Raw genomic sequence first — 15,427 nt, 5'->3', positions numbered from 1 at the left:
TCTACAAAAATAATCAATTTTATCATCTCACGAAATATAAAAACAAAAAGAGGTAGACCCATAAAAAATCTACGAAATGCCAATACATAGCACCCAGTTCTAAACCAAGGGTTTGCCCTGTTTTATATCTTTGTTTAAAATGATTATAAATTAGCACTAAAAGCACTATAACACCGCCTATTACGTGTGCTAAATGCGTTACTACAATTGCATAAATGAAAGAAGTCATTACAGTTGATTCACTTCCGGTAAAGAAATACCCTTGCGAAATAATCTGATCAAACCCTCTGAATTGTAAAAAAATAAAAAGTATGGAAAGAGCTAGTGTTACGATCAACAAGCTTGTTGCCAACTTCCTATTATTATTCAAAATTGCTTTTTTTACTAAAAACAATGTGATACTACTTGCTACAATAACCAGCACACTAACCACAAAAGCAACAGGAAACTCCAAGTCTGACAACCAGTCTTTTCTGTTTTTACTCACCACATAAGCACTGGTTAACCCTGCAAAAGTCATCACCATACTTGCCATTGCAAACCACATCATCGTCTTTTTGGCTCTAGCTGTTTTTTCAGCTACCGTACCTTGTGTTAAATCCATATTCGAATATATTTATCTGCTACGTAGATTATCTGTAGTAATGTTATATAAGAAACACTAACCAGCATCAGCTGCCTAGCACTTTTTGTATCTTTATTTTTATATAATCGTATTGCGTATTTCAACAAGAATAACCCTGATAAAAACACCAGAATTCCTGAAACAGGTGTTATATATAGACTTCCTGTTACTCCAAATACCGGAATCAAAGATGTAGCTATGGTCCACACAGTATACATCACTACCTGAGTAGCCGTTGCCTTATTTCTCTTTCCGGTAGGAAGCATAAAAAAACCTCCCTTTTTATAATCGTCAAATAAAAACCAACCTATAGCCCAAAAATGTGGAAACTGCCAAAAAAACTGAATCATAAACAGCGTCCCCGGCTCAATCCCAAAATCATTTGTAGCTGCCACCCACCCTAACATAAAGGGAATTGCACCAGGTATTGCCCCTACAAATACAGCCAAAGGTGTTTTGGTTTTTAGCGGTGTATACAAACTCACATAAACAAATATGGAGATCGCTCCAAACATCGCTGTCTTAGGATTTATTATATACAAAACTGTAAGCCCTAAAATCGTAAAGATACTCGCAATAATAAATGCTGTATTGACAGACATTCTACCAGAAGGGATCGGACGATTCTTGGTTCGATCCATCAACTGATCTAAATCGCGTTCAATTATCTGATTAAAAGCATTCGATGCTCCTACCATTAAATATCCTCCTATAGCTAACAGCACTAATGTAGACCAAGAGATTGTTTCTACTCCCAAAAGATACCCAGCGACAGAAGAAAAAACAACACTTAATGCTAATCGCATTTTAGTAATTTCTTTAAAATCCTGAATAATGGATGTTTTAGAAATATTTACGGAATCAATACTCAAATCTTGCACGTTTTCTGACTATCTTTTTAAAAAGTTGTGCAAAGATATACCTAAAATGCTTTTTAGACAACTTATAACTACTTATAATCCAACTTTTAACACCAAAGCACTTAAAACCAAACAAGAAACCTTCAATTTTTGACACAATAACATTTCTAATTTCACCTCTAAAGACAGTGATCAGTAATGATTCACCACTGATTTCGACCAATTTCAAAACAACATTCATGAAAACAATATTCCTTTTACCTCTTTTTATTTTTTCTTCTATACTCACGGCTCAAAAAAAAGAAATCACTATTGATATCACTCCGATAACTGATAACATATATCTACTTACCGGACAAGGGGGAAACATAGGTGTTTTCAAAAATGAAAAAGGTCTTTTTATTATAGACGATCAATTCGCCAGACTATCAGATAAAATCCTATCCCGGCTCAGTACCATAAGTGATCAAACAGTAACAATGGTTATCAATACACACTACCACAGAGACCATACCGGAGGAAATGCAAATATGACCAAACAGGGCGCCACTATTTTTGCACATGCAAATGTTCGAAAAAGAATGAAAAACAATCAAAAGAAAACAAACAGCCCCACCACTTCATCTCTTCCTGTAATCACATTTGATGAAGGTTTACAATTGTATTTTGACAATGAAGACATTCAAGCATTTCATGTACACAATGCTCATACTGACGGAGACGCCTTAGTGTATTTTAATCAAGGAAACGTACTACATATGGGAGATACATTTTTTAACGGCAGATACCCCTATATAGATCTTACGGCAGGGGGAAATATTAAAGGATACATTGAAGCTGTTCAAAAAGGCATCTTCATTAGTAATGAAGACACTCATATCATCCCCGGGCATGGAAAAATTGCATCTCAAAATGATCTCAAATCCTACCTAAATATGTTAGAAACAATCACCTCTTCCATTGAAAACGAAATAAAAAATGGAGTTCCGAAAAAAGACATCATTAGTAATTCCATACTAACTGAGAAGTATGACATCTTGGGATATGGAAATGGCTTCATCTCTTCAGAAAAATTCAGAGAAACCATTTATAGTAGTTTAACTCAAAAGCAATTATAACAAAAGAGCCTCACAAACGAGGCTCTTTCTTCTTTTTTTCAACAGTGTCTCAATCCTGAACTCTAAAGGTAATCGGAAGATTGTACACCACCTTAACAGGAATATCTCGCTGCATTCCTGGTTTCATCTTAGGCAATAGCCCAGCCACTCTTTTTGCTTCTTCAGCCAAGGCTTTATGAGGCGCTCTCGCTTTTATATTGCGAATTTCTCCATCGGCTCCTACCTCAAATTGCACATAAATTTTCTGAATTCCAGACAACCCATACTTCTCTCCCAAATCTCCATTAAACTTTCTAGACACCAGTTTACTGATTTTTTCAGAAAAACAAGCAGCTCTTTCTTCATTGGTAACGAGTATTTCACACCCGGGATACACTGGGGCAAATTCAACAGCTGAAAACGGAACTTTCTCAATTACGGGCTCTTCTGGTATTTCGACAATATCCCCAGGTTTCACTTCTTCTTCTACAGGAGCTTTATTTACATACTCCTCAATTTCTTTAGCGGTATCATCATCTATTACTTTAGCCTTAGACACATCTACCACTTTCTGCGGTTTTGACCTGACTTCTACTTTCTTTACAGGAACTTTCTCTACAATGATATCTCCCATAGTAAACACCGTTTCTTCGTAAAGATCCCCATAGTCAACTCGCTCTTTTATCACAGGTTTAGCTGTATAAACCTCAAACATTACATACACAAATAAAAGACTTGCTATAAGCCCAATTTGAAAATTCAGAAATGTACTTTTTCGTACATTAGCATCGTGCTTGTTACTCATAATATTTAATTTTAACGTTACAACTAAAATTAAATCAACAAGCATACCAAAAGGGTTCTGCATCTATCCTGATTCAGAACCCTATATATTTAAAAAATTACCGTAACAAAAAAGCCTTCCCAAATAAGGAAGGCTTTTCTATATATTAAATATTAATCTTCTTAGTCTTGCACCTGGAATACAATTGGCAGAGAGTACAATACCCCAACTGCTTTTCCTCTTTGTTTTCCTGGAGTCATTTTAGGAAGTAGCTTCACGACACGTTGTGCCTCTTTTTCTAGTTTTGGGTGTGGTCCCCTTGCCTGAACTCCTACAATATTTCCTTTTTTGTCAATTTTAAATCGAACAAAAATTCTATTGATTCCACTAAGTCCAAGTTCACTTCCTAATTCTGTATTAAACTTACGGTTAATAAATTTCTTAACCTTATCACTCATACATTGTTTCTTTGCTGCATTTCCACCTGCTTTTTCACATCCTGGAAAAACTGGTACATTTTCAATTACAGCAAAAGGTACATCAGCAATCTCTTCTTCTTCTTCAACATCTTCTACCTCTTCTACTTCGACAATCTCTTCTTCCTGATTAGTCTCTGTAGATTCGATAATTGTCTCTTCTACTTCTTCTTCATCTTCAACTACGTCGATAATCTCCGGAGCTGGTGGTGGAGGTGGTGGAGGTGGAGGCGTATTAAGGTTTTGAGTAATTGGAACATCCTCTTCCTCTAATTCATCAAGGTTAACCTGACCAATATCGATATTATCATCTTTATAAGATTTCCATTCTATACCTCTCCAAGTAAGTAAAAGAACTAAAATAAGACCTAATTGTAAGAAGAAGACACTTTTCTTACTTAAGTCTGCTTTAGGGTTTTTCTTTGGTTCCATATTACATTATTATTATAAGGACTGCTAAAATAGCTAATTTCTTTTGTAATTTCCAATTAAACATGAAAATGTAAAACAAAAATTAATTTTTTTAACGTTTTCCTGATTACACAACAACAACCAAACAACTGAATTAAAGATCTTTAAACAGCTATTCAGTTCTCAATTTAGTTAGTTTTTTTTTGATTAAATTCAAGAATAAGGCAGCAAGAATAATGCCAGTGGTGTTTGCTGCGATATCATACCAGTCTGGAGAGCGATAATCAGTTAATACTCCCTGAAGAATTTCCATAAGAGCTCCATACGCTATTCCAATCACTGAAGCGATGGTTACACTATATATAAAAGTTTTAGACAACTTTTCTGAAAAAAAGAAAAGAGAAAACCAAATGCAACCGAATAAAAAATAGGCTAAAAAATGCCCTAGTTTATCACTTCCTTCAACTCTTATTGGCTCAGGAAGGATAAATTTGGTCAAAGAAAGCCAAGTAATTGCGCTAGTATATAAAAACACCAGCGCAATTATATATTTATGCGCCAATAAGTGCTTTATAATCATCTGCAGATAATAACCCGTCTAATTCTGAAGCATCGCTTACTTTTATTTTTACCATCCAACCTTCTCCATAAGGATCGTTATTTACAGTTTCCGGTTCATCTTCTAACGCTTCATTAAACTCCACTATCTCCCCTGTTATCGGGATAAATAAATCCGAAACGGTTTTCACAGCTTCTACCGTTCCAAACACTTCATCTTTATCAAGTGTTTCATCGACAGTCTCTACTTCTACATATACTATATCCCCTAATTCTCCTTGTGCAAAATCAGTTATCCCAACAGTAGCGATATCGCCTTCTACTTTAACCCACTCGTGGTCTTTAGTGTATTTTAATTCTACAGGAACATTCATCCGAAAAAATATTTTAATTTGTTATTATTTTGATGACGAAAATAAATTTATTTTACTAATTAATTAAAAATGCAACTAAAAAAAAACGATAATTTGTTACAAAAGCATTATTATCCTCATTTTGCGACTACATTTTGATCATTAATTCCCGAAGTTATATCGCAAAGTGAAACCTCCACGAATTGTTGTTTGTGGGAAAGCGGTTGACACTGAATATGTAGAAAACGTATGATCGTAGAAGAACAAAGCTGTCAAATTCTTACTTAGTGCATAATCTGCTGTAAACTTGATCCCGTATATATCTTGTCCTTCAGTTACCTGCGTATCTTGTAAATCCAAATACCTGATCACTGTTTCATTTTGACGTAAAGACAAATCCGCTCTAAAATTCAAATCACTTTTTATCACTTGTTTCTTACCACTAATTCTGGTTACAAACGAAATATCTTTTAGACGATATCCTAACCCTATGATATATTCATTCCCCTGGATATCTGTCAATAGATTATTATCAAAGTTAAGCGACAATGCTCTATCTTTTTTCCATTCCAATAAAAGTTTCACATAGCTTTTGGTTTCAAAATCAAACTTCACCAATGGGCTAAATTGCTCTGTCAAATTCACATTCGCATATAATATTGGGTTTTTAAAGTTTCCTGCCTGATCCAATTCTTCATTAAAATCCAAATTCGTCTGGAATTGATTAATGGTGTAATTAGCTCTATATCCATGGGCTACAGAAAATCTTTTGAAACGCTTTCTAAACCATTTTAACTTCATTAAACCTGTATATTTCAAATCCCAGTTCGGCATAGGCACATCTCTAAATGCTCCTTTCTGAATTGATTCTGCACTCGTACCGGTATAAGCTGCTAAAAAGGCAGGCAACAATACCGCTTGATTATTTTTACCGTACCCTACAGGAAATCCATCATCGTCTACATTAGAAGGATCCAAACCTCTATCCCGAGCCAGTCTTCTTGCTACGACCAATCGATTCTCTCTAAACTTATCAAAAGTCTCAGAAGACAAGGCATCACTTTTCTTAAAAGCAGTTTTAATCAATAAAGCAGAAGTAGAATAATTCCCAAAAGTATTTGGTGTTAACGAATTATAATCTAAATCATCTTCATCTACTCTATAGTTTTCTGTATAGGTTTCCAGATAATTTCTATTGGCAGAAATATCAATTTTCAACCCTTTGATAAGCCCCAAAGATGCCTGTACATTAAGTTGTTTACCCTGTTTCTCTGTATATTGCTGATTAAAGTTGTCAAATATCGTTAACCATCCTTTTCTTGCCGCTAACTGTCTAACATCTTCCTGGAATCCGAATGTAAAACCAGCGGTTGGTTTAAGTGTCCCGACAAATCCCGGATCCCTCAGATACCCTGGCAACATAGTTCCTCCATCCTCCTGATAACTCACATTTACTTTCTTGAGCATCGTAAGCAACCCTACCAAAGTATTATAAGCTTTATCTCCGGCTTTTAGTTTTCTCCCTCCTGGTTTCTTTTTCGTTCTCGAGTTTTTAGTCCCGGGAGGTGTTCCGGCAACTGCTTTTGATTTCTTTTTAGACTTCCGCTTCTTACTGGTTCTTCTCTTGGTCAATCCCACATATTTATACAACGTATTCATATCCAAGGATCCATTAATACTATGTACTCCTGAGTTTTGAACAGTATTCCCCAAGTCTGGAATATTTTCTAATGTACTAAACACTTCACTTCCTTTTGTCCATTGAAAATCCGAAGTATAGGAATACGTTGTTCTAATAAACTTAAGTACAGGAATCTTAGAGAAAGGAAGCTCATAGTTGACCTGTAACTTTTGATTTAAGGTGTTCGCATCCCCTATATCAAAAAATTCATCCCATACTCCTATGGTATTATCCACCACATTGTTTTCATCAATATAGTTTCTAACAATTCTATTACTAGCCGACGTATAGTTAAAATTCAACGATTTTGTCAAATTATAATTTATTCCATATCCCCAGTTAAACAAGAAATTTCGCTGATATAAAGGCTCTACATCAATACTCCCCTCAGTTAGTGTAACATCTCTAAATATCTGCTCATTGTATTGTCTGTTAATATCCGTATTTACAGAAACACTAGTAGGAAGCAAGTTTACATTAAAATCTTTTACCAGATCAAAATACTTACTTTTCTTTAACAGCTTCATTTTCTTAAATGGTTCCACTTCTACTGGTTGAAAACTAAAGTCATAAGTAGCTCCAACTCTCACGTTTTGATCCAGTGAACTCTTAATCTCATAATCTCTATGTTTTTTAACATTATACGAAGTAGAAAAAGAGAAGTTTTCTACATCATAAGGCTGTGGTCTAGAATCTCCGGTTCTTTCTTTTCGCAATCCGATCACATTAAAACTCTCTCGTTTTGTATAATCAGTAGATCGTTGTTCTATAGCTTTTCTTTCTGTTTCGTTTACCGCATTATCCAATGTGGTCTGCAATTCAATATCTTCGAAGAAAGGATCGTATTGAGGCGTTATCAATTCTTCTCCTCTACTATAGTTAAATGGTATTTGAATTCCCCATTTTTTAGGCAGTAACTGACCCAAATTCACATTAGTAGTCATATCGTATTGCTTTAGGTCTTCCCTACTTCGTTCATTAGGTCCTTGCTCTATTCCTCCAAATCCAATAGTACTAATTCTACCAGAAGCACTCACTGTAGCAAAATCTGCCAAATTTGCATCGACATTCCCGACCACTGCCATCCCTCCTCCATTTTTCAGGTCACTTAATCGCATTTCATTAAACCAAACGGTTCCTGATTGTGCAGAATTACTTTTATTCTTTATCCCTAACATTAATACTCTGATATTACCAAGACTAGGGTTTCCTTTAATCCCAACTCTATAACCTCCTTCTGTAAACTCATTCAGTTGTGTCACATCAAACTGACCTCCTGAACCAAAAACACGAGCTTTTATTTCTTGAAGAATCGATAATGGAAGTTCCAAGCGGTTGGCATCCGGCCAAACCCCTGTCTGACTTCTATCCCCTGTCGCTGTAACTTCTAATGGTATTTCTACCTGATAAAAGTTATCAGTAAAATCATTCCCCATTCTTACGAATGCAGCAAACTCTCCATCATTCAATGTTTGATTCGGAAGACTTTCTGCATGTAAAAACAACTCCAGATTCTCATACTGACGCATATCTACATTAAAGTTTTTATATACTGCTCTCGCATCTTCCGGACGCAAGTTATTAACTGTTAAAGCCAATGCTTGCTCATCTTCTCTAATAGTGGAGTTATTGTTGATCAACTCTTCTCTAACCACTCCCGGAGGGCTTACATATGTAGGGGTCAACTCCTCACTCACGGAAGTTACAACTACTTCTGACTGCCCAAACATATTAATCCCTTCTGTAGGGTTATTGGTAAAGTTTCCTTCTAAGACATAACGTCTATAATCTCCTCTAACCAAATCTAATGTTCCGAAACGCAATAACGTTGGCTGAGTAAAATTGGTCAGAAACATTCTCATAAATCGAATTGAACGAAAATCACTTATATTATGAGCATCAGTTGGCTCATAAATAGGAATCTTAAATCGTACCCATCGGGTTCTTAACACTCCTCCGTTCAACGCTTCTGTTTCTATTTCCTGTACATCTGATATATACCCGGTACCACTATCGTTTCCTACATCCATCCCTTTGAAAACAGGAACTTCATAGACGTAATAACTATCAATGGTATTCATCGTATTATCTCTGTTGATATCCTCTACCGTTGGATATGTGGTATTCCCTCTATCATCATTTGATACATCTGTTGGGGAATTCCCCTGAGTACCATTATATTTCTTATATCGTTCTAAAATCCCTCCGGTTCCCTGAAGATAATACTCATAATTATCCGCAGACGGATCCTCTGTTCCAAATCCTGGAAATGCAATAGCTTCCTGCGCATCGTTTAATCCATCAAATCCAGCATCCTGAACCACTCGTTCCTGTCCTTCTGAATCAAATGCGTAAATCAGTGATTGTTTTACAGGAACCTGTCCGATAGTTCCTGTCGATGGCGTAAAATTAGGATCTGCAATCTTAGGCAATCCATTTTCGTATTGCTTTTTCCCATCCTTAAGGACATCTTCACTGATATTCCCTAAGTTAAACACTATCGTTCCTCCCGGATTATCTACATCATCATATGCAAATGGATCCATCAACCAAAACTCAATAAACTCTACATTAGATTGTTCAAAATTCGTGGAGGTTAATGGTCTCATAATCCCACCGAAATTATCTTGTGGGCTGGTAAATCCACTCCCTGATGCAGATACTTCTGGATTAAAATTATACGCTCCTCTTGTCAACGGATCATAATTAAGGTCTAATGTAAACAGAGCCAATGATTGTCCTGATACAATATCTGTTTCTGGAAAAATCTCATCATTATACACTCTTCTGGTCGCGTTTTGCGATAAATCGTCTACAGAAATTCCACTTGGTCTTCCACTACTATAAAAAATAGGATCAATAGAATACCATGATAATTTTGCTCTTCGATATCCTGCTTCAATTCCCTGAGTATCTCCAAATCCTACGGGAGTACTCGATAGTTCCCATGACAACGGAGAACTTACATCAATAGCTGTTTGCGCTCCTTCAAAATCATCAATATAAGTAGTAACTTTTCCATCAAAATCTGCTCCTTTAGGAGCACCTGCAAATAACTTAGCTACTTCAGTTCTCACTGACACATTAGAAGGAACATCCGTATCAATATTAGGCAACTTATTAACCATTCTTGTCAAAAACGGAACTTCTGTAGCATAGCTAAGGTTAAATCCTAGTATTGTATTATTAATCGGCTCATAATTATAGCTTGATTTTTGGGTTACCGGTCGTTCTCTTAGATTAAGATAAGTTCCCCCGATAATAAAATCATCACTGAATTTATGTTCTATATTTAATCCTGTATATCTTTTGGTTTGCTGCCCGAACACAGCATTATTTTCTGTAGAAACTTCTATAGGGGTATTAGAAGCCTTTAATCCTTCATCCAGAATCGTTACTCTTCCCAACTGATAATTTACTGTGTAATCTACCCCTTCTTGTAATACTCTTCCTCCTGCTGTAACAGTCACAGAACCTTGAGGAACGTTAAATGCCCCTAAAGGGATCCCATCTTGCCCTGAAGATTTATACCGCCCTTTTAACTGAAAATAATTCTTATCAGCAGCTTCTTGTTCTGCTCGCACTTTGGTTTCTGTATACAATTGCCGGAATACATATTTCGCCTGATTAGGATTATAACTTGTTGGATTGTTATAATCTCCTGCTGTACCACCACTCAATTTATCAAAGAGATATCTACCAAATGGCTCCACAGTCGTAAACTGAATTCGCCCATTTTCCGAATCAACTGTAATTCCCGGAACATAATCAAAGAAACCGTCTCCTCCTACAACCGGGTCATTATTCACATTCAGTCGATCCATATTAAACACCTTCAACAAGGTTGTTTGTTCTACATCCGCTGGTAATGGAGATCCTTCTACCTCAGAAATATAGTTCACCGGTGAAGGATTGGTATACAAAATATTTAGTCTAAAGTCATTTTGTTCTAATCGGTAAGCTCCGGTATTATAGATGTTTTTCATCATCAAATCCCAGTTAGGTCGCCCCACATTAGTAATGGAGCTTTTTAGCATTTTCACTACCAAATTCTGACTAGAACCTGCTTCTACATCAGTTCCTGAGTTTTCTCCAATCGTCGCTTCTACTCCATCATTAGCAAACTCTCCAACCTGATAAACCTCACCCCCTACAGTAAACTGAAAAGCTACCGCCAGCACTTCGTCATTATTTAATCGCTGATTTAGGGATATATATCCCAATTGTTGGTGTAATGTAAATTCATTTTGAGTTAATTGACGTGCATTCTCCAGAACAGAATAGTCTGTCCCTTCTGCAAAGGAAGCGATCGGACCTATAAATCCCTGTTTTACTGTTGATATCTGACGAACTGCTTCTGTAACAGGTCCTGCCGCACTAATTGCTCTAGGATCTAAATCATTATTTCCATTATCAGGAAAAGCTCCTGCTCCAGTATTAAACAATGATGCCGGGATATTAAAATTTCCAGCAACCGGAGATTCTCCCAAGTCTTCTAATGCAACAATATTTCTGGCTCCAGTAATCGTCTGTGCACTTGTCGCTCTGTTAGTTACCCAAACTTCTATTCTAGTGACCTGAACATTTGTATTGATAAAAGGATAATTCTCTAATGCCTGATCATAATTATCTCTAAAATAGTGACTCAAAAAATAGTGTCTGTTTTCATCATAATCTAATGCAAAGAACTCAAAATCTTCGATAGTTCCTCCTCCTTCAACTTGTACAGATCTTGTCTCTGATCGTTGCTCTGAAAAAACACCGGTCACAGAAGTTCTTCCGAACTGCAGTCCCATTTTAACACCGAATAAACTCTGGGCTCCCTGAATAAGAGAACTATTCAGAGGCATACTCACATTACCTACTTCAATACTACGTATGATGTCATCTTCTGTAGGTGTATATTCCAGTTTGATTTGGTTCTGGAAATCAAACGTTGATTCCGTATCGTAATTGGCAGTAATTTGTAACCGTTTCCCAACTTTACCGATCAGACTAAGGCTGATTCGCTGATCAAAATCAAAAGTAAAATTACTCCTGTTACGTGGAGAAAAAGCCGGATTATCTTGTTTTGTATATAACATCCCCAGGTCCATTTCTACAGAACCTTGTGGAATTACCTCTATTTCATTCCCTCCAAAAATAGATTCAAAAAGACCTGATTTGACATAAAAGACCGGCAGTAAATTTTTACGTTTTTCTTCACTTCCATCCTTTTTCCCGCTAAATGCATCTATTTTTTCTCTAAAATATGCTTTTCGTTGTTCCTTAGCGACTAATTCTTCAAACTCTTTTGGCGTCAGAAAAAGAGGGTAATTCACATTAAATTCTCCCAATTTCTGACTATAAATATATCGATTGGTTACAGGGTCGTATTCGTATTTAGAAATAATACTAGTAGGATCCGGCAAGGCAATTGTTCCCAGCGAATAGGTCGTACTAGTAGAATCTCTTACTTTTTCAGTTTCCTGCCCATATAGTACGCCACTATAAAGTGCAATCAAACAAATAATTTTTTTTAAAAAATCAACCTGTAAACACTTTGATAATTTCAACTTTTATAAATTTTTTAAGGCTTGCTTTATTATATTTTCAACTGTTTCTGTGGGGCACTCTTTCAAGATTTTATCGACCACTTTTTTGGCTAGTTTTCGATTAAAACCTAAGGTTTCTAAAGCAGATAACGCTTCTTCTCCATTAGTATTGCTCTGAGGAATAGAAACTTCTCCAATATCGTAAACTTTTAATATCTTATCTTTTAAATCCAAAATTACCCGTTGAGCGGTTTTTGCTCCAATTCCTTTGATCGACTGAATCGCTGCTACATCTCCAGAAGCAATCGCCTCTTTAATTTGATTGGGATCCATAGAGGATAACATCGTTCTTGCAATACTGGCACCAATTCCTGAAACTGAGATCAATAGCCTAAAAATCTCTCGTTCGGACTTCTGAGCAAAGCCAAATAAAGTATGTGAATCTTCTTTTACCTGTAAGTGGGTATACAGCTGAATAACTTCTCCTTCCGGGAGTAATGAGAAAGTATGTAATGAAATATGTAAAAAGTATCCTACTCCATTACAGTCAATAATAACATCGGTAGGATTTTTCTCTACCAATCGCCCTTTGATATGTGTGATCATTATATGCTCAGATATTAAACCATCAAAAGTACTAAATTTATATTAGTAAATGATTTTAAAAAAAACAGCCTGAAAAACAACATGTTTTCCAAGCTGTATAATGCATTCCAAAACCAGAAAAGCTTTCTTAAGCAGTTACAAAAGATGCGCCTTCTCGTTCTTTCTTTTCTTTCTGTTGAGCATCAATAACTGCGACTGCAGCCATATTTATCATTTCTTCTACACTAGCTCCTAATTGTAAAATATGGACCGGTTTGCGCATTCCCATCATAATAGGACCTATCGATTCTGATTCATTTAATTCTTTTAACAACTTATAGGTACTATTCGCTGAATCTAAACTAGGGAACACTAATGTGTTTACTTTTTTCCCGTTAAGCTTAGAGAATGGAAATTTATCTTTTCTCATTTCTCTATTAAGAGCAAAGTCCATTTGCAACTCTCCATCTACTACAATATTTGGGTGATGCTGGTGAAGGTAATTTACCGCTTCTCTAACCTTAGAAGCATTCGGGTGTTTAGACGACCCAAAATTCGCATATGAGATCATACCTATTACCGGATCCACACCGAACATCTCTACTGTTCTTGCTGTCATCTGAGCAATGGTTGCCAAATCCTCTGCAGATGGCTCTATATTAATCGAAGTATCACTTATAAACAAAGGTCCTTTTGCTGTCATCATTACATTCATGGTAGCAATCCTAGTAGCTCCTTTTGCCAACCCTATCAGGTCTAGCATCGGTTTTACAACAGTAGGATAACTTCTGGAATATCCGGACAACAAAGCATCTGCGTCACCTTCATTAACCATCATTGCAGCAAAGTAGTTTCGCTCCCTCATCAATTTCTGGGCATCAAACAGTGTAATTCCTTTTCGACTATTTACTTCCCAATATTTCTTTGCGTAATGATTTTTCCTTTCAATTTCATCATCTGATTTAGGATCGATAATGGTTACTCCTTCTTTATCAAAGTCTATCTCAGCCATTAACTCGGCGATCACATCTTTTCTTCCCAAAAGTATTGGATACCCTATTCCGTCTTCTTTTACTGTTTGGGCTGCTTTCAGAACATCCAAGTGATCTGCTTCTGCAAATACAACTCTTTTAGGATTTGTTTTTGCCCTATCAGCCAATAAGCGTACTAACTTATTATCATTCCCCATTCTCTCTAACAGCTCATTTTCATACTTCTTCCAATCGGTAATCGGAGCTGTCGCAACTCCTGATTCCATTGCGGCTTTTGCCACTGCAGGAGGTACTTTACTCATTAACCTAGGATCAAATGGTTTGGGAATAATATAATCCTTCCCAAAGTTAAGACGCGTTTCTCCATATGCAATATTCACTTGCTCTGGCACAGGTTCTTTTGCTAGTTCTGCCAATGCTTTTACTGCCGCCATCTTCATTTCTTCATTAATCCCAGTTGCCCGTACGTCTAATGCACCTCTAAATATAAAAGGGAATCCTAAAACGTTATTTACCTGATTAGGGTTATCACTTCGGCCTGTAGCCATGATAATATCATCTCTTGTCTCTATTGCCAAGTTATAGTTTATTTCAGGATCAGGATTTGCCATCGCAAAAACAATTGGATTATCAGCCATTGACAAAAGCATGTCTGGAGAAACCAGATTAGCCATTGACAAACCGATAAAAACATCAGCTCCTTTTAGTGCATCTTCTAAAGTATCTAATTCTCTATCTGTAGCAAACTCGGCTTTTTCGGGGGTAAGATTTGTTCTGCTTTTTCGAATTACCCCTTTACTATCGGTCATAACGATATTTTCCGATTTTGCTCCAAATGCTTTATACAGTCTCGTACAGGAAACAGCTGCTGCTCCTGCTCCGCTTACCACTATCTTCACTTGGCTAATCTCTTTTCCTGCCAATTCACAGGCATTCAATAATGCTGCCGCAGAGATTATCGCTGTTCCGTGTTGATCATCGTGCATTACCGGAATATCCAGTTCTTCTTTGAGCCTTCTTTCTATCTCAAAAGCTTCAGGAGCTTTAATGTCCTCAAGATTTATCCCTCCAAATGTAGGAGCTATGTTTTTTACGGTCTCTACAAAAGCATCTACATCTTTAGTATCCACTTCTATATCAAAAACATCGATATCTGCAAAAATTTTAAATAACAGCCCTTTTCCTTCCATTACTGGTTTTGATGCTTCAGGACCTATATCTCCTAACCCTAATACTGCCGTTCCATTAGAGATAACAGCAACTAAATTTCCTTTTGCTGTATATTTATAAACATTCGAGGTGTTTTTTTCTATTTCTAAGCAAGGCTCTGCAACTCCAGGGGAATATGCTAATGACAAATCTCTTTGTGTTGCATATTTTTTTGTGGGAACTACCTTGATTTTTCCTGGTGTAGGTTTAGCGTGATACACTAAGGCCTCTCTTCTTTTACTTTCTATACTCATCTGTAATC

General features: G+C 36.4%; 10 protein-coding genes. 1 reads left to right on the top strand and 9 read right to left on the bottom strand.

Annotated elements, in window-relative coordinates; all coding sequences use genetic code 11:
* Positions 1-22 precede the first annotated feature (22 nt).
* Positions 23-604, bottom strand: a complete 582-nt coding sequence (locus tag ACFSTE_RS07880; protein ID WP_176028661.1) for a cytochrome c oxidase subunit 3 — start codon at positions 602-604, stop codon at positions 23-25.
* Positions 595-1,497: a heme o synthase gene (cyoE, locus tag ACFSTE_RS07875; protein ID WP_378257192.1), complete on the bottom strand. Its 903-nt coding sequence runs from the start codon at positions 1,495-1,497 to the stop codon at positions 595-597. The genes ACFSTE_RS07880 and cyoE overlap by 10 nt, the downstream gene beginning before the upstream one ends.
* Before the next feature lie 227 nt (positions 1,498-1,724).
* On the opposite strand from cyoE, the gene ACFSTE_RS07870 reads away from it, so the two are divergent.
* Entirely contained in the window at positions 1,725-2,603 is an 879-nt protein-coding gene (locus ACFSTE_RS07870) for an MBL fold metallo-hydrolase (RefSeq protein ID WP_378257194.1), read from the top strand.
* Positions 2,604-2,652: 49 nt separating this feature from the next.
* Here the strand turns inward: ACFSTE_RS07870 and ACFSTE_RS07865 are convergent, their stop codons facing one another.
* The 7 genes from ACFSTE_RS07865 to ACFSTE_RS07835 form a co-directional block, all read right to left on the bottom strand.
* The gene (locus ACFSTE_RS07865) at positions 2,653-3,387 is read right to left on the bottom strand and encodes an energy transducer TonB (RefSeq protein WP_176028658.1); all 735 of its coding nucleotides are present in this window, start codon (positions 3,385-3,387) and stop codon (positions 2,653-2,655) included.
* Positions 3,388-3,548: 161 nt separating this feature from the next.
* Positions 3,549-4,274 carry an energy transducer TonB gene (locus tag ACFSTE_RS07860; RefSeq protein WP_176028657.1) on the bottom strand — a complete coding sequence of 242 codons (726 nt, stop codon included), beginning with the start codon at positions 4,272-4,274 and terminating at the stop codon, positions 3,549-3,551.
* Between the two features lie 151 nt (positions 4,275-4,425).
* A complete protein-coding gene (locus tag ACFSTE_RS07855) occupies positions 4,426-4,833 on the bottom strand; it encodes a VanZ family protein (RefSeq protein ID WP_378257197.1) in 408 nt (135 codons plus the stop codon).
* Positions 4,805-5,185 (bottom strand): glycine cleavage system protein GcvH, encoded by a 381-nt coding sequence (gcvH, locus tag ACFSTE_RS07850; protein ID WP_378257199.1) that lies wholly within the window; start codon positions 5,183-5,185, stop codon positions 4,805-4,807. Before gcvH ends, ACFSTE_RS07855 begins: the two co-directional genes overlap by 29 nt.
* 141 nt (positions 5,186-5,326) lie before the next feature.
* On the bottom strand, positions 5,327-12,358 hold the full coding sequence (gene sov / locus ACFSTE_RS07845) for a T9SS outer membrane translocon Sov/SprA (RefSeq protein WP_449224261.1): 7,032 nt from the start codon (positions 12,356-12,358) through the stop codon (positions 5,327-5,329).
* A 45-nt stretch (positions 12,359-12,403) separates the two neighbouring features.
* Positions 12,404-12,985 (bottom strand): Holliday junction branch migration protein RuvA, encoded by a 582-nt coding sequence (ruvA, locus tag ACFSTE_RS07840; RefSeq protein WP_176028654.1) that lies wholly within the window; start codon positions 12,983-12,985, stop codon positions 12,404-12,406.
* A 127-nt stretch (positions 12,986-13,112) separates the two neighbouring features.
* On the bottom strand, positions 13,113-15,419 hold the full coding sequence (locus ACFSTE_RS07835) for an NADP-dependent malic enzyme (RefSeq protein ID WP_176028653.1): 2,307 nt from the start codon (positions 15,417-15,419) through the stop codon (positions 13,113-13,115).
* Between the last annotated feature and the right edge of the window lie 8 nt (positions 15,420-15,427).

It is taken from the genome of Aquimarina hainanensis, from assembly GCF_042684685.1.
GTDB classification, from domain to species: domain Bacteria; phylum Bacteroidota; class Bacteroidia; order Flavobacteriales; family Flavobacteriaceae; genus Aquimarina; species Aquimarina hainanensis.
This window is presented reverse-complemented; position numbering and strand designations above follow the sequence as displayed.